Origin of the sequence: Nocardia sp. NPDC059177 (assembly GCF_042755165.1) — a bacterium.
Taxonomy (GTDB): Bacteria; Actinomycetota; Actinomycetes; order Mycobacteriales; family Mycobacteriaceae; genus Nocardia.
On record NZ_JBHZBX010000011.1, the window covers coordinates 157151 to 172268 of the forward strand.

A 15118-nucleotide genomic window follows, 5' to 3' on the forward strand; every position below is an offset into this window, starting at 1 on the left:
GAACATGGAAAGAACTCTGTGGGTACTCGGGTGTCTGATCTTCTTCGTGGTGTGCCTGTGGCTGATGTATCGGGCCTGGCAGAAGAAGGCCGCGCGCCAGCAGGACCGGATCGGTGAACTGCCGGCCGTGCCCGCCGAGCTGGGCGCGCAACTACTGGAACCGACCACCGGCCTCTACCTGGGCAGCACCCTCGCGCCCAGCTGGCAGGACCGGATCGCGGTCGGCGACCTGGGATTCCGGGCGACCGCCGAACTGACGCGGTTCGAACGCGGAATCCTGCTCGAACGCGACGGGGCGACGCCGATCTGGATTCCGCAGGAATCCGTCACGGCCGTGCGCACCGAACGCGGACACGCGGGCAAAGTGATGACAGACAATGGTGTGCTGGTAATTCGCTGGACACTGCCGACCGGAACCGAGATCGACACCGGATTCCGGGGCGACGACAAGACGGTGTACCCGGCATGGACCGCGGATGCGACCAGGGTGACGACGGGAGACGACGAATGACGAAGATCAAGGCAGCCCTCGTGCTGGAGGACGGCCGCGTGTTCCGCGGTACCGCCTTCGGCGCCGAGGGCCAGACCCTGGGCGAGGCGGTGTTCTGCACCGCGATGACCGGCTACCAGGAAACCCTGACCGACCCCAGCTACGACCGTCAGATCGTGGTGGCCACCGCCCCGCAGATCGGCAACACGGGCTGGAACGACGAGGACGACGAGTCCGGCAAGATCTGGGTCGCCGGTTACGCGGTGCGCGACCCCTCGACGATCTCCTCCAACTGGCGTGCCACCGGCACCCTGCAGGACCAGCTCGACAAGCAGAACGTGGTCGGCATCGCCGGCATCGACACCCGCGCGGTCGTGCGCCACCTGCGCACCCGCGGTTCGATGAAGGCAGGCATCTTCTCCGGCGCCGCCCTCGCCGGTGACGACGAGCTCCTCGCCCGGGTCAACGGCCAGCCCTCCATGCTCGGCGCCGACCTGGCCGAAGAGGTCAGCACCGACGGCATGTACACGATCGAGCCGGTGGGCGATCACCGCTTCACCGTCGTCGCGGTCGACCTGGGCATCAAGACCAACACCCCGCGCATGTTCGCCGAGCGTGGCGTGCGCACCCACGTGGTGCCGTCGAACACCTCCCTCGACGACATCCTGGCGCTCGACCCCAACGGCGTGTTCCTGTCCAACGGCCCCGGCGACCCGGCCACCCAGACCGGCGCGATCGCGCTGACCCAGGGTGTCCTGGAACGTTGGATTCCGCTGTTCGGCATCTGCTTCGGCAACCAGATCCTGGGCCGGGCACTGGGCCGTAACACCTACAAGATGAAGTTCGGTCACCGCGGCATCAACATCCCGGTCGTGGAAGAAGGCACCGGCCGCATCTCCATCACCGCGCAGAACCACGGCTTCGCGCTGGAAGGCGAGAAGGGCGAGGTGTTCGACACCCCCTTCGGCAAGGCCGAGGTCTCCCACATCTGCGCCAACGACGGCACCGTCGAAGGTGTGCGACTGATCGACGGTCGCGCCTTCTCGGTGCAGTACCACCCCGAGGCCGCCGCAGGCCCACACGACGCCGCATACCTGTTCGACCGTTTCGCCGGTCTCATGGAAGGAGCCTGATGCCTCGCCGCGAGGATCTGAAGCACATCCTGGTGATCGGCTCTGGCCCGATCGTGATCGGCCAGGCGTGCGAATTCGACTACTCCGGTACCCAGGCGTGCCGGGTGCTGCGGTCCGAGGGACTGCGCGTATCGCTGGTGAACTCCAACCCGGCGACCATCATGACCGACCCCGAGTTCGCCGACTCCACCTACGTGGAGCCGATCACCCCTGAATTCGTCGAGAAGGTCATCGAGAAGGAGCGCCCCGACGCCATTCTCGCCACCCTGGGCGGGCAGACCGCGCTCAACACCGCGGTCGCGCTGCACGAGCGCGGGGTGCTGGAGAAGTACAACGTCGAGCTGATCGGCGCCGACTTCGACGCCATCCAGCGCGGTGAGGACCGGCAGAAGTTCAAGGACATCGTCGCCAAGGTCGGCGGCGAATCCGCCCGCTCCAAGGTCTGTTTCACCATGGACGAGGTCCGGGAGACGGTCGCCGAGCTCGGCTTCCCGGTCGTCGTGCGCCCGTCCTTCACCATGGGCGGCCTCGGCTCGGGCATGGCCTACAACGACGAGGACCTCGACCGCATCGCCGGCGGTGGCCTCGCCGCCTCGCCGACCGCGAACGTCCTGATCGAGGAGTCCATCCTCGGCTGGAAGGAATTCGAGCTCGAGCTCATGCGCGACGGCCGCGACAATGTGGTCATCGTCTGCTCCATCGAGAACGTCGACCCGATGGGCGTGCACACCGGCGACTCGATGACCGTGGCCCCGGCCATGACCCTCACCGACCGCGAATACCAGAAGATGCGCGATCTGGGCATCGCCATCCTGCGCGAGGTCGGCGTCGACACCGGCGGCTGCAACATCCAGTTCGCGGTCGACCCGAAGGACGGTCGCCTGATCGTCATCGAGATGAACCCGCGCGTCTCGCGTTCCTCGGCGCTGGCGTCGAAGGCCACCGGCTTCCCGATCGCCAAGATCGCCGCCAAGCTGGCCATCGGCTACACCCTCGACGAGATCGTCAACGACATCACCGGCGAGACCCCGGCCTGCTTCGAGCCGACCCTGGACTACGTCGTGGTCAAGGCGCCGCGGTTCGCGTTCGAGAAGTTCCCCGGTGCCGACGACACCCTCACCACCACCATGAAGTCGGTGGGCGAGGCGATGTCGATGGGCCGCAACTTCACCGAGGCCCTGGGCAAGGTGCTGCGCTCGCTCGAGACCAAGGCCACCAGCTTCTGGACCCTCGACGACGGCCGGTGGGCCCCGGTGGATTCGACCGACCCGGCGTCGGTGCGCGAGGCGATCGAGGCCATCCTCGCCGACCTGCGCGTGCCCACGGAAGGCCGCATCTACCAGGTCGAACGCGCTCTGCGCTACGGCGCTTCGATCGAGGAAGTCGCGTTGGCCTCCGGTGTCGACCCGTGGTTCGTCGCCGAGGTGGCCGGGCTGGTCGCGCTGCGCCAGGAAGTCCTCGACGCGCCGGTTCTCGACGAGGACCTGCTGCGCCGCGCCAAGCACTACGGCCTGTCCGACCGTCAGCTCGCCGCCCTGCGGCCCGAGCTCGCGGGCGAAGCGGGCGTGCGGTCGCTGCGCCACCGCCTCGGCGTGCGCCCGGTCTACAAGACCGTCGACACCTGCGCCGCCGAGTTCGAGGCCAAGACGCCGTACCACTACAGCGCCTACGAGCTCGATCCCGGCGCCGAGTCCGAGGTCGCACCGCAGCGTGAGCGCGACAAGGTGATCATCCTGGGCTCGGGCCCCAACCGCATCGGCCAGGGCATCGAGTTCGACTACTCGTGTGTCCATGCGGCACAGACCCTGTCGGCCGCGGGCTACGAGACCGTCATGGTCAACTGCAACCCCGAGACCGTCTCCACCGACTACGACACCGCCGATCGCCTCTACTTCGAGCCGCTCACCTTCGAGGACGTCCTCGAGGTGTACCACGCCGAAACCGAGTCGGGCACCGTCGCCGGGGTGATCGTGCAGCTCGGCGGTCAGACCCCGCTGAGCCTGGCGCAGCGGCTCACCGACGCCGGCGTGCCGGTCGTCGGCACCTCCGCGGCCGCGATCGACCTGGCCGAGGACCGCGGCGAATTCGGTGACGTACTCGTCGCCGCCGGGCTGCCCGCACCCAAGTACGGCACCGCCACCACGGTCGAGCAGGCCAAGAAGATCGCCGCCGAGATCGGCTACCCGGTGCTGGTGCGCCCGTCCTACGTGCTCGGCGGTCGCGGCATGGAGATCGTCTACGACGAGACCTCGCTCGAGGGCTACATCTCCCGCGCCACCGAACTCAACCCGGATCACCCGGTGCTGGTCGACCGCTTCCTGGAAGACGCCATCGAGATCGACGTCGACGCCCTGTGCGACGGCGAGGAGGTCTACCTCGGCGGCGTGATGGAGCACATCGAGGAAGCCGGCATCCACTCCGGTGACTCCGCCTGCGCGCTGCCCCCGATCACCCTGGGCCGCAGCGACATCGAAGCCGTGCGCCGCTCCACCATCGCCCTCGCCAAGGGCATCGGCGTGAAGGGCCTGCTCAACGTGCAGTACGCCCTCAAGGACGACATCCTCTACGTCCTGGAAGCCAACCCGCGCGCGAGCCGCACCGTGCCGTTCGTCTCCAAGGCGACCGCGGTGCCGCTGGCCAAGGCATGCGCGCGCGTCATGCTCGGCGCCTCCATCGCCGACCTGCGTAAGGAAGGCATGCTGCCGCCCGAGGGCGACGGCGGCCACGTGCCGCTGGACGCGCCGGTCGCGGTGAAGGAAGCCGTGCTGCCCTTCCACCGGTTCCGTCGCGCCGACGGCACCGGCGTCGACTCGCTGCTGTCGCCGGAGATGAAGTCCACCGGCGAGGTCATGGGCATCGACGCCGACTTCGGCACCGCCTTCGCCAAGAGCCAGGCCGCCGCCTACGGCTCGCTGCCGACCGAGGGCACCGTGTTCGTCTCCGTCGCCAACCGCGACAAGCGCGCCATGGTGTTCCCGATCAAGCGCCTGCACGACCTGGGCTTCCGCATCCTCGCCACCGAGGGCACCGCGGAAACCCTGCGCCGCAACGGCATTCCGTGCGAACAGGTGCGCAAGCACTCCGACCCGGAAGCCACCGACCCGGCCACCGGCATGCCGCAGGCCTCGATCGTCGAGCAGATCCGCGACGGCGAGATCGACATCGTGTTCAACACCCCCTACGGCAACTCGGGCCCCCGCGTGGACGGCTACGAGATCCGCACCGCCGCGGTGGGCGCGAACATTCCGTGCATCACCACCGTGCAGGGCGCGGCCGCGGCGGTGCAGGGCATCGAGGCGAGCATCAACGGCGGCATCGGCGTGCGCTCGCTGCAGGAACTGCACTCGGTGCTGCGTGGCTGATCGGCACGACGACGAAGGAGCGGGATCGATGAAGACATTCGGCAGCCGGTTGCAGCACGCCATGCGGCACTTCGGCCCGGTCTGTGTCGGCATCGATCCGCATCCCGGACTGCTGCGCGCCTGGGGCCTGTCCGCGGACGTCGACGGACTCGAAGCCTTCGCCGAGATCTGCGTCGAGGCCTTCGACGGCCGCGTCGCCCTGGTCAAGCCGCAGGTCGCGTTCTTCGAGACCTACGGCTCCGGCGGCCTCGCGGTCCTCGAACGCACCATCGAGGTGCTGCGCGCCTCGGGCACCCTCGTGCTGGCCGACGCCAAACGCGGCGACATCGGCTCCACCATGGACGCCTACGCACACGCCTGGCTCGGTGACGGCCCCCTGGGCTCCGACGCGGTGACGGTCTCCCCGTACCTCGGTTTCGGCTCCCTCGACCCGGCGCTGAGCCTGGCCAGGGAAAACGACCGCGGCGTGTTCGTCCTCGCCGCGACCTCGAATCCCGAAGGGGCGCAACTGCAACGGATCACCACCGTGGACGGGCGCACCATCGCCCAGACGATGGTCGACGAGGCGGCGGCCCGCAACGCAGGCCCCGGCTTCGGTTCCGTCGGTGTGGTCGTCGGCGCGACCCTCACCGAGGCACCCGACCTCTCGGCCCTCAACGGCCCCATCCTGATGCCCGGTGTGGGTGCTCAGGGCGGGGGCGCGGACTCCATCCGTGCCCTGGTCCCCGCGGCGAACCTGACCGCCGTCCTGCCGAACGTCTCGCGCGAACTGCTCGGCGTCGGCCCGTCGGTGACCGCGCTCTGTGACAAGACGGCGCAGCTGCAGGAGGAGTTCGCCTTCCTGCAGGCCTGAGACAACCGAATCCGGCAGCCGGGGTGACGCATCGTCGCCCCGGCTTCTCGTCGTGTCCTGCCCACGCGGCCCCGAGCGCGCTCCCGCTCGATCAGCGCCGGCCCGAAACCGGTCGCGACCACCCCGAACGGTCGGTGGTAAGACCCCGGCTCTGCACCGACGACCAGGTGCTCGACGCCCTGGTGGTCGCGGAGGCCGCGGTGACGGCGATTCCCTGCGGTCTGGTCCGACTACCTCGCCAGGGCAGTCCCGATTCCGGCCCGGATCGACGACGTCACCGCCACCGCCACGGGCGCGGTTCTGGACCGGTTCCGTTCCCGATCGTGACGACACGCGGTGCGAAATCACGCGACACGCCGGGATTTTCGGGAAACCCCCTGGTCGGGCGGTAGCGAGTTTGCCGGGCTGGTGAGCCCCCGGATCGCTACCCGGTGGCTAACATCGCCCATATCGGTATAACCGCAGGTGGGGGTGCATTTTCTGGATTCGTCGGTAGGATCGGTGCGGAGGAATCCGGTGTCACCGCATCTGGCCCGCGCGCCCCATACGGCATCCGTATTCCTGCCCTGACCTGGGGGTCGGGTTCGCAATCGGCGCGCACCGTGGGTACGGTCGCACAGACCGTTCGGGTAACCGGCGGTAGATCTAGCAATGAACGATGAGACGGAGGAACCCGTGGCCCTTCCCCAGCTGACTGACGAGCAGCGCGCCGCTGCTCTGGAGAAGGCGGCTGCCGCTCGCCGCGCTCGGGCAGAGCTCAAGGAGCGCCTGAAGCGTGGTGGCACCAACCTGAAGCAGGTCCTCACCGATGCCGAGTCCGATGAGATTCTCGGCAAGATGAAGGTGTCGGCGCTGCTCGAGGCTCTGCCGAAGGTGGGCAAGGTCAAGGCTGCCGAGATCATGACCGAGCTGGAGATCGCCCCCACCCGGCGGCTCCGTGGCCTGGGCGACCGTCAGCGCAAGGCGCTGCTGGCTCGCTTCGACTTCGACTCCTGATCCAGGTGGTCGAACACACGCGGAAGGGTCGGCTGGTTGTACTGGTCGGCCCCTCGGCCGTGGGTAAGTCCACGGTCGTGCGGTGCGTGCGGGAACGCCTGCCCGAACTGGTCTTCAGTGTGTCGGCGACGACGCGGGCCCCCCGGCCCGGGGAAGTCGACGGCCGTGACTACCGTTTCGTTTCCCGAGCCGAGTTCGACGCCATGATCGCGGCGGACGAACTGCTCGAATGGGCAGACATCCACGGGGGGTTGCAGCGTTCGGGCACCCCCGCGGCCCCGGTGCGCGAAGCACTGGCGGCCGGACATCACGTCCTGCTCGAAGTCGATCTCGAGGGCGCCCGATCGGTCCGCCGGGCGATGCCCGAGGCCCTGCTGGTGTTCCTCGCCCCGCCGAGCTGGGACGAACTGGTCGCGCGGCTGCGCTCGCGCGGCACCGAGACCCCCGAGGTGATCGAGCGCAGGCTCGAAACCGCCCGGGTCGAATTGGCGGCCTGTGACGAGTTCGACACGGTGATCGTGAACGCCGAGGTGACGACGGCCTGCGAGCAGTTGGTATCGTTATTCGTTAGCACAAATTCGAGTTCTTGACCCACTAACCTTCCAGGAGCCTCCTCTAGTGAGCACGGACATCACCGCAGCACCCGCGTACGACACTCCGATCGGCCTCACCAACCCGCCGATCGATGAGCTGCTCGAGCGCACCTCGTCCAAGTACGCCCTGGTGATCTACGCGGCCAAGCGCGCCCGTCAGATCAACGACTACTACAACCAGCTCGGCGACGGCATCCTCGAGTACGTGGGCCCGCTGGTCGAGCCCGGTCTGCAGGAGAAGCCGCTGTCGGTCGCCATGCGCGAAATCCACTCCGACCTGCTCGAGCACACCGAGGGCGAGTGACAATCTCTTTTCCGGAGGCGTAGAGACCATGCGGATCGTCGTCGGGGTCGGCGGGGGCATCGCCGCCTACAAGGCGTGTGCCCTCGTTCGCCGGTTCACCGAGACCGGCCATCAGGTGCGGGTGATTCCCACCGAGTCGGCCCTGCAGTTCGTCGGTAAGGCGACCTTCGAGGCACTGTCCGGCCAGCCGGTCAACACCGGCGTGTTCGCCGACGTGCCCGAGGTCCCGCACGTCCGGATCGGCCAGGAGGCCGATCTCGTCGTCATCGCCCCCGCCACCGCGGACCTGATGGCCCGCGCGGCCCAGGGCCGGGCCGACGACCTGCTCACCGCCACGTTGCTGACGGCCCGATGTCCGGTGTTGTTCGCGCCCGCGATGCACACCGAGATGTGGGAGCATCCGGCGACGGTGGCCAATGTTGCGACGCTGCGCGCGCACGGCGCCAACGTCATGGAACCCGCGTCGGGCCGGCTCACCGGCACCGATACGGGTCCGGGACGGCTGCCCGAGCCGGAGGAGATCTTCGGTCTGGCCTCGCTGCTGCTCGAGCGTGCCGACGCGCTGCCGCGCGATCTGACCGGTCGCCGCGTGGTGATCACCGCCGGTGGCACGAGGGAACCTCTCGACCCGGTGCGCTTCCTCGGCAACCGCAGCTCGGGCAAGCAGGGCTATGCCCTGGCCAGAGTCGCTGCCCAGCGTGGTGCCCAGGTGACGCTGATCGCGGGCAACACCATCGAGCTCGCGCCGCCCGCCGCGGTCGAACTGGTCCACATCACCACCGCCGACCAGCTCGAGATCGCGGTCGACAAGCACGCGCTCGGCGCGGACGCGGTGATCATGGCCGCCGCGGTCGCCGATTTCCGGCCGACTCATGTCGCCGCCGCGAAGATCAAGAAGGGCGCCGACGAGCCCGACGTGATCCCGCTGACCAAGAACCCGGACATCCTCGCCGGCCTGGTCGACGCGCGCACCGACGGCAAGCTCGCCGGGACCGCGATCGTCGGTTTCGCCGCCGAGACCGGTGACGACAACGGTGACGTGCTCACCCACGCGCGCGCCAAACTGGCCCGTAAAGGCTGCGATCTGCTCGTGGTCAACGCGGTCGGCGAGGGCAAGGCGTTCGAGGTCGACACCAACGACGGCTGGCTGCTCGGCGCCGACGGCACCGAACAGGCCCTCGATCACGGATCGAAGGCGCTGCTGGCCAGCCGGGTGCTCGACGCGCTCGTCCCACTGTTGCGCTGACCGGGCAGATCCGTCACCTCGGCACGAAAATCGTTGCGCGGCAACGAGGATCGCGCAGTGTACCGCCGGCGTGGTCGATCGCGGCGTGGCTTGGTACTAACTCGCCACCGTGTCGGTGGTTTGGAATAGTCTTGAAGAGAACGAAGTAACCCGTTGAGGGAGAGGGAATAACTGTGCGTACGACAGGCAGTCGGCTATTCACCAGTGAGTCCGTGACCGAGGGCCATCCGGACAAGATCTGTGACGCGATCAGCGATTCCATCCTCGATGCGTTGCTCACCGAGGATCCGGGCAGCCGTGTGGCGGTGGAGACCCTGGTCACCACCGGGCAGGTCCATGTCGCGGGCGAGGTCACCACCTCCGCCTACGCCGACATCCCGCGGATCGTCCGGGAGAAGGTCCTCGAGATCGGATACGACTCCTCGGCAAAGGGTTTCGACGGTAACTCCTGCGGTGTCAACATCGCGATCGGCGCCCAGTCGCCCGATATCGCGCAGGGCGTCGACACCTCGCACGAGGCGCGCGTCGGCGGTTCCGACGACGCGATCGAGCGTCAGGGTGCCGGCGACCAGGGCCTGATGTTCGGCTACGCCACCACCGACACCCCCGAGCTGATGCCGCTGCCGATCGCGCTGGCGCACCGGCTCTCGCGCAAGCTCACCGAGGTCCGCAAGTCCGGTGTGCTGCCCTACCTGCGTCCCGACGGCAAGACCCAGGTCACCATCGAATACGACGGTGACCGTCCGGTCCGCCTCGACACGGTCGTCATCTCCACCCAGCACGCGGCCGATATCGACCTGGACAACCTGCTGGCCCCCGATATCCGCGAGAAGGTCGTCGACGCCGTGATCGGCGATCTCGACCTGCCCTCGCTCGACACCTCCGACATCCGGCTGCTGGTCAACCCGACCGGCAAGTTCGTGCTCGGTGGGCCGATGGGCGATGCCGGTCTGACCGGTCGCAAGATCATCGTCGACACCTACGGCGGCATGGCCCGCCACGGTGGTGGCGCGTTCTCCGGCAAGGACCCGTCGAAGGTGGACCGCTCGGCCGCCTACGCCATGCGCTGGGTCGCCAAGAACGTCGTGGCCGCCGAACTGGCCGAGCGGGTCGAGGTGCAGGTCGCCTACGCCATCGGCAAGTCGGCTCCGGTCGGTCTGTTCGTCGAGACCTTCGGCACCGAGAAGGTCGATCCGGTCCGTATCTCGGCCGCGATCTCGGAGGTCTTCGACCTGCGTCCGGGCGCGATCATCCGCGATCTCGACCTGCTGCGCCCGATCTACGCGCCGACCGCGGCCTACGGCCACTTCGGCCGCACCGATGTCGACCTGCCCTGGGAGCACACGGACCGCGCCGACAAGCTGCGCGCGGCCGTCGGCCTGTAGTACCCACCGCCCGCGTGGCAGCGGACGATCCATCGACAGCAGCGGGACACCCGATCGCCCGGGTGCTCCCGCTGCTCTCGCCCGCGCACCTGGACCGCGACTTCGACTACCTGGTTCCGCCGGAACTCGACGCGATCGCCCAGCCCGGTGTCCGGGTCCGCGTGCGCTTCGCGGGCCGCCTGGTCGACGGCTACCTGCTCGCCCGCCTCCCACATACCGACCACACCGGCAAGATGATGCCCCTCGAACGCGTCGTCTCCGCCGAACGAGTCCTCACCCCCGAAATCCTGCGCCTGGCCACCACGGTCGCCGCCCGCTACGCAGGCACCCGCGCCGACGTCCTGCGCCTGGCCATCCCACCGAGGCACGCGAGTACCGAAAACGGCGGCGCGAAGAAGTCGGCCAAGAAGAAGTCCGCCGAGCATCACGTGACGCCACCGCCGGGTACGGAATCCCACACCGCCACCCGGCCATCCGATGCCGACGCCACGCCACCGGCTCCGCCCAACCTGTCACCAGGCGATGCGTCCACACCCGGCGATCCAGTCCTGGCTACGCCGGGCGATGTGGCGACGGCTGTGCCCGGCGATGCGGTAGCGGCTGGTGATGTGGCGACGGCTGTGTCTGGTGATGCGGCGACGGCTGTGTCTGGTGATGCGGCAACCGCTGTGCCTGGTGATACGGCAGCGGCTGTGCCGGGTGATGCGGCAACCGCTGTGCCTGGCGGTGCAGCCATGGCCGCAGCCGCGCCGCCCGGCGAGGTGCCGAAGGAACCTGGTCCGATTCCGGACATCGGTTCCATCGTCACCCAGCGGTCGTTGCCCTCAGGTGGCATCGCGCGCGCCGCGCCGAACGGCCCGTCGCCGATGCGAGGTGCAGCCTCGAAGGAGGTCGGTTCGGAGCGAGGGCAGGCGTCCTCGGACATCTCGGATATTGCTGTGCCGGAGCATGTTTCGGGTGATGCGGTGGACGCGCCGGACTCCGGGGCCGAGGCGCCTGTTGTCGACACCACCGCCTGGGCGCGATACCTGCACGGTGGCGCGTTCGTCGCCGCACTGGCGGATGGCCGCGGGCCGCGGGCAGCGTGGCAGGCGCTGCCGGGGGAGGACTGGGCGGCGCGGCTGGCCGAACTCGCGGCGACCGTGGTGGCGGCCGGGCGCAGTGCGGTGCTGATGGTGCCCGATCAGCGGGATCTCGATCGATTGCTGGCGGAATGTGTTCGGCTGGTGGGGGATTCGGCGGTCGGGCTGTCGGCGGGGCTGGGCCCGGCGGCCCGGTACCGGCGGTGGCTGGCGGTGCTGCGCGGGCAGGCGCGGATCGTCGTCGGGACGCGGGCGGCGGTGTTCGCCCCGGCGAAAGACCTCGGGCTGATCGCGCTATGGGACGACGGCGACGACACCTACGCCGAACCGCGCTCGCCGTACCCGCACGCCCGCGAAGTCGCCATGCTGCGCGCCCACGAGACCGGGGCCGCCTTCGTCGCGGCCGGATTCGCCCGCACGGCCGAGATCCAGGCCGTGGTCGAATCCGGTTGGGCCCACGACCTGCTCGCCGAACGACAGGTGCTGCGGGAGGTGATGCCCCGGATCAGCGCCCCGGGTGACACCGACTTCGCGCTGGAACGCGATGCGCTGGCCCGCGCGGTGCGGATGCCCGGCGTCGCCTTCGCGGCCGCCCGCTCCGCGCTCAAGGAGAACGCCGCGGTCCTGGTCCAGGTGCCGCGACGCGGCTATGTCCCGTCGCTGGCCTGCGCCAAATGCCGTACTCCAGCTCGCTGCCGGCACTGCAACGGCCCGCTGTCGCTGCCGCAGTCGGGCAACGGCGAGGCGGCCAGCCCGCAATGCCGGTGGTGTGGCATCACCGAAGCCGCCTTCCGTTGTCAGGCTTGCGGGGCCAGGGCGCTGCGGGCGATGGTGATCGGCGCGGCCCGCACCGCCGAGGAACTCGGTCGCGCCTTCCCCGGCGTCCCGATCCGTGGCTCCGGCGGTGGCGAAGTGCTCGACACCGTCGACCCGGGTGCCCAGGTGGTGGTCGCCACGGTCGGCGCCGAACCGCTCGTGCCGGGTGGCTACGGTGTCGCGCTCCTGCTCGACGGCTGGGCCCTGCTCGGGCGGGCCGATCTGCGCGCCACCGAGGACACCCTGCGCCGCTGGATGGGCGCCGCCGCCCTGGTCCGGCCGCGCGGGCAGGTCATCGTGATGGCCGACCCCGGCCTGCCCACCGTGCAGGCCCTGGTCCGCTGGGACCCGGTCCACCACGCCGCCGCCGAACTGGACGCCCGCGCCGAGGTCGGCTTCCCGCCCGCGGTCCGCCTGGCCGCGATCGACGGCACCACCGCCTCGATCGCAGAATTGCTCGATGTCGCAGTCCTCCCCGACGGCACCGAAGTCCTCGGCCCGGTACCCCTGCCACCCACCGCCCGCAAACCGTTCTCCGGTGGCGACAGCCCCACCGAGGTCGAACGCATGCTGCTGCGCGTCGCCCGCACCGCAGGCGCCCCCCTGGCACGCGCACTCACCGCCGCCCAAGCGGTCCGCAGCTCCCACCGCTCCGACGCCCCCCTCCGCATCCAGATCGACCCAGTCGACATCGGCTGACCCAGCACCGCGGCAGCCACTGCTGTGGCCGTACTGCTGTAGCCGGCGCTGTCGCCGCTCCGGTCGGCTGTTCACGGCGCCGCATCCTCCCCGCTGATCGCACGGAGGGCGGCGGCGAGGGGCGGTCGGGGCGTGGTGCTGGGGTGTCGTTCGTCCAGCGAGCTGGGGTTTCGCGGTCGCTGCCGGCAGCTGGAAATGAAACGTGTTCTATTATGTGGCCGGAGTGACGGAGAGGATCGCGATGGAGTTCTTCACGAAGCGGGCCGGGAGCTATGTGCCGACCGAGCTGGCCATCAGCCGCTGGTCGCCGAACCAGCTCAACGGTGTCGCGGTGAGTGGGCTGCTGGCGTTGGAGGCCGAGAAGCGCGGTCCCGGTGCGGGTTTCGTGCCTGCCCGGTTCACGGTCGACCTGTTCCGTCCGGTGCGCAACGAACCCATCACCCTGGGCAGCGCGGTGGTTCGGGCGGGCAACCGGATCACTGTCGCCGACTCGTGGCTGATGCAGGGTGGCGAGACGATGGCGCGGGCGACGGTGGTCTTCCTCGCCGCCACCGAAGCGCCGCCGGGTGAGGTCTGGCAACCGCCCTTCGACGTGCCGATCCCCGAGCAGCGGTTGGTCGACCCCGACGGGCAGCCACCCCTGCTGAAATGCGGCGACGACGACTGGATCACCGAATTCACCGCGGCACAGAACGCCGAGCGCAAGGTCACCTGGCACAACCTGCCCGCCCTGGTGGCCGGTGAACCCTTCTCGCCCTTCCAGCGCGCGGCCGCCACCGGCGACATCACCAACCTCGTCTGCCACTGGGGCACCCAGGGCGTCGGCTACATCAACGCGGACATGACCCTCACCCTGTCGCGCCTGCCCATCGGCCAGGAACTCGGTATGCAGGCACTCGACCATGTCGCGACCGCGGGCGTCGCGGTCAGCACCGCCACCCTCTACGACCGCGCGGGCCGCCTCGGCACCTGTGTCATCACCGCCGTCGCCAATGCGGGTCGCCAGGTCCGGGTCACCGAACCGGGAGACCACGTGGCGGCCGCCACCGACTAGAAAACTTCAGGTGCTCCGCGCTCGAATGCGCCCGCCCAGCTGGTGCCGGCGGTCGAACTGGCCCGACCCACATGGCGAGGTACCCGGCCGACCGCATTCGGCGGCCCACCGGATCCAGATGACGGCGGTGGGCCTCGCCGATGAATTCGGCCGACTTCCGCCGTCACCAGTACGAGCCGTGCGTGCCCCGGCCAGCCCTGGTACCGAATCGGAGGACCCATGACGCAGACCCTTGCCCGCGACGAACTCTGGGCGCTGGCACACGCCGAGCGGGCCGCCCTGGCCGAGGATCTCGCCGGACTCGACGACGGGCAGTGGGCGACGCCCTCGCTGTGCGGCGACTGGACGGTCGAGGAAGTGCTCGCCCACCTCACCGCGGCGGCGAGCGTCGGCCGACTGCGCTGGCTGCGCGGCGTCCTCGGCGCTCGCTTCGACTTCGACCTGCACAATGCCCGCCGCCTCGCCGAACACCGCGGCACCACACCCGCCGAAACCCTGGCCCGCTTCCGCGCGATCGTGACCAGCACGACCGGCGCGTCCGGGCACACCGCCGCCTGGCTCGGCGAGGTCGTCGTCCACGCACAGGACATCCGCCGCCCCCTCGGTCTGTCCACCGTGCCGACGATCGAGGCGACCACTGCCGTCGCCGAGTTCTACGCGAGCCGCGACTTCGCCGTCCCGAGCAAAACCCTGGCCGACGGCCTGCGCCTGGCAGCCACCGACGGCCCCTTCACCACCGGCAACGGCCCACTGGTCAGCGGGACGACCCTCGCCCTGACCATGGCCATGGCAGGCAGAGCCAGCTACGCCGCCGACCTCACCGGTCCCGGAGCGACCGTCCTCCAGAACCGGCTGGCCGCCGAAATGGCCGGGTGATCCCCCGAACATCCGTCGTGGCCACCCCGCGTCGGCGCCGACCCGGCCCGCGTCGAGCACCGCGATAAGGAGACCCGGCGGACCGGGTCGAGCACGAACTCGACCAGCGGCGGCCGCGTCGCCGACCATCGCCGGTATTCGCCGATTTCGTGGTGAGTCGAGAGAAGGACCGCCCGGATCGGTCTCCCCGCATCGCCGCACCGAGATACGCGCAGCAGGTGGCGCGTAC

The 15118-nt window shown here is 69.6% G+C and carries 12 protein-coding genes; all 12 read left to right on the forward strand.

The features are described from left to right. The first annotated feature begins 4 nt into the window (after nt 1-4). The 12 genes from ACFXK0_RS16475 (at nt 5) to ACFXK0_RS16530 (ending at nt 14889) form a co-directional block, all read left to right on the forward strand. The gene (locus ACFXK0_RS16475; RefSeq protein ID WP_379411128.1) at nt 5-511 is read left to right on the forward strand and encodes a transporter; all 507 of its coding nucleotides are present in this window, start codon (nt 5-7) and stop codon (nt 509-511) included. Continuing rightward, the gene (carA, locus tag ACFXK0_RS16480; protein WP_379411129.1) at nt 508-1623 is read left to right on the forward strand and encodes a glutamine-hydrolyzing carbamoyl-phosphate synthase small subunit; all 1116 of its coding nucleotides are present in this window, start codon (nt 508-510) and stop codon (nt 1621-1623) included. Before ACFXK0_RS16475 ends, carA begins: the two co-directional genes overlap by 4 nt. Further along, complete coding sequence (gene carB / locus ACFXK0_RS16485) at nt 1623-4985, forward strand: carbamoyl-phosphate synthase large subunit (protein WP_379411131.1); 3363 nt, start codon at nt 1623-1625, stop codon at nt 4983-4985. Before carA ends, carB begins: the two co-directional genes overlap by 1 nt. A gap of 28 nt (nt 4986-5013) precedes the next feature. After that, nucleotides 5014-5838 (forward strand): orotidine-5'-phosphate decarboxylase, encoded by an 825-nt coding sequence (gene pyrF, locus ACFXK0_RS16490; RefSeq protein ID WP_379411132.1) that lies wholly within the window; start codon nt 5014-5016, stop codon nt 5836-5838. A 675-nt stretch (nt 5839-6513) separates the two neighbouring features. Further along, on the forward strand, nt 6514-6834 hold the full coding sequence (gene mihF / locus ACFXK0_RS16495) for an integration host factor, actinobacterial type (RefSeq protein WP_030203531.1): 321 nt from the start codon (nt 6514-6516) through the stop codon (nt 6832-6834). A gap of 5 nt (nt 6835-6839) precedes the next feature. Further along, on the forward strand, nt 6840-7424 hold the full coding sequence (gene gmk, locus ACFXK0_RS16500) for a guanylate kinase (RefSeq protein WP_379411133.1): 585 nt from the start codon (nt 6840-6842) through the stop codon (nt 7422-7424). Nucleotides 7425-7452: 28 nt separating this feature from the next. Next, nucleotides 7453-7731 (forward strand): DNA-directed RNA polymerase subunit omega, encoded by a 279-nt coding sequence (gene rpoZ, locus ACFXK0_RS16505; RefSeq protein ID WP_067493623.1) that lies wholly within the window; start codon nt 7453-7455, stop codon nt 7729-7731. Between the two features lie 28 nt (nt 7732-7759). Beyond that, nucleotides 7760-8977 carry a bifunctional phosphopantothenoylcysteine decarboxylase/phosphopantothenate--cysteine ligase CoaBC gene (coaBC, locus tag ACFXK0_RS16510; RefSeq protein ID WP_379411134.1) on the forward strand — a complete coding sequence of 406 codons (1218 nt, stop codon included), beginning with the start codon at nt 7760-7762 and terminating at the stop codon, nt 8975-8977. A gap of 173 nt (nt 8978-9150) precedes the next feature. Beyond that, the gene (gene metK / locus ACFXK0_RS16515) at nt 9151-10362 is read left to right on the forward strand and encodes a methionine adenosyltransferase (RefSeq protein WP_379411135.1); all 1212 of its coding nucleotides are present in this window, start codon (nt 9151-9153) and stop codon (nt 10360-10362) included. Nucleotides 10363-10376: 14 nt separating this feature from the next. Further along, on the forward strand, nt 10377-12959 hold the full coding sequence (locus ACFXK0_RS16520; protein ID WP_379411136.1) for a primosomal protein N': 2583 nt from the start codon (nt 10377-10379) through the stop codon (nt 12957-12959). Between the two features lie 241 nt (nt 12960-13200). Continuing rightward, entirely contained in the window at nt 13201-14013 is an 813-nt protein-coding gene (locus ACFXK0_RS16525; protein WP_379411137.1) for an acyl-CoA thioesterase domain-containing protein, read from the forward strand. 219 nt (nt 14014-14232) lie between these two features. Then, a complete protein-coding gene (locus tag ACFXK0_RS16530) occupies nt 14233-14889 on the forward strand; it encodes a maleylpyruvate isomerase family mycothiol-dependent enzyme (RefSeq protein WP_379411138.1) in 657 nt (218 codons plus the stop codon). The last annotated feature ends 229 nt before the right edge of the window (nt 14890-15118 follow it).

Excerpts from the sequence above, each read along its gene's own strand:
- coaBC (WP_379411134.1), top strand. The coding sequence starts at position 7,760 with ATGCGGATCGTCGTCGGGGTCGGCGGGGGCATCGCCGCCTACAAGGCG.
- ACFXK0_RS16525 (WP_379411137.1), top strand. The coding sequence starts at position 13,201 with ATGGAGTTCTTCACGAAGCGGGCCGGGAGCTATGTGCCGACCGAGCTG.
- pyrF (WP_379411132.1), top strand. The coding sequence starts at position 5,014 with ATGAAGACATTCGGCAGCCGGTTGCAGCACGCCATGCGGCACTTCGGC.
- carA (WP_379411129.1), top strand. The coding sequence starts at position 508 with ATGACGAAGATCAAGGCAGCCCTCGTGCTGGAGGACGGCCGCGTGTTC.
- carB (WP_379411131.1), top strand. The coding sequence starts at position 1,623 with ATGCCTCGCCGCGAGGATCTGAAGCACATCCTGGTGATCGGCTCTGGC.
- ACFXK0_RS16530 (WP_379411138.1), top strand. The coding sequence starts at position 14,233 with ATGACGCAGACCCTTGCCCGCGACGAACTCTGGGCGCTGGCACACGCC.
- ACFXK0_RS16475 (WP_379411128.1), top strand. The coding sequence starts at position 5 with ATGGAAAGAACTCTGTGGGTACTCGGGTGTCTGATCTTCTTCGTGGTG.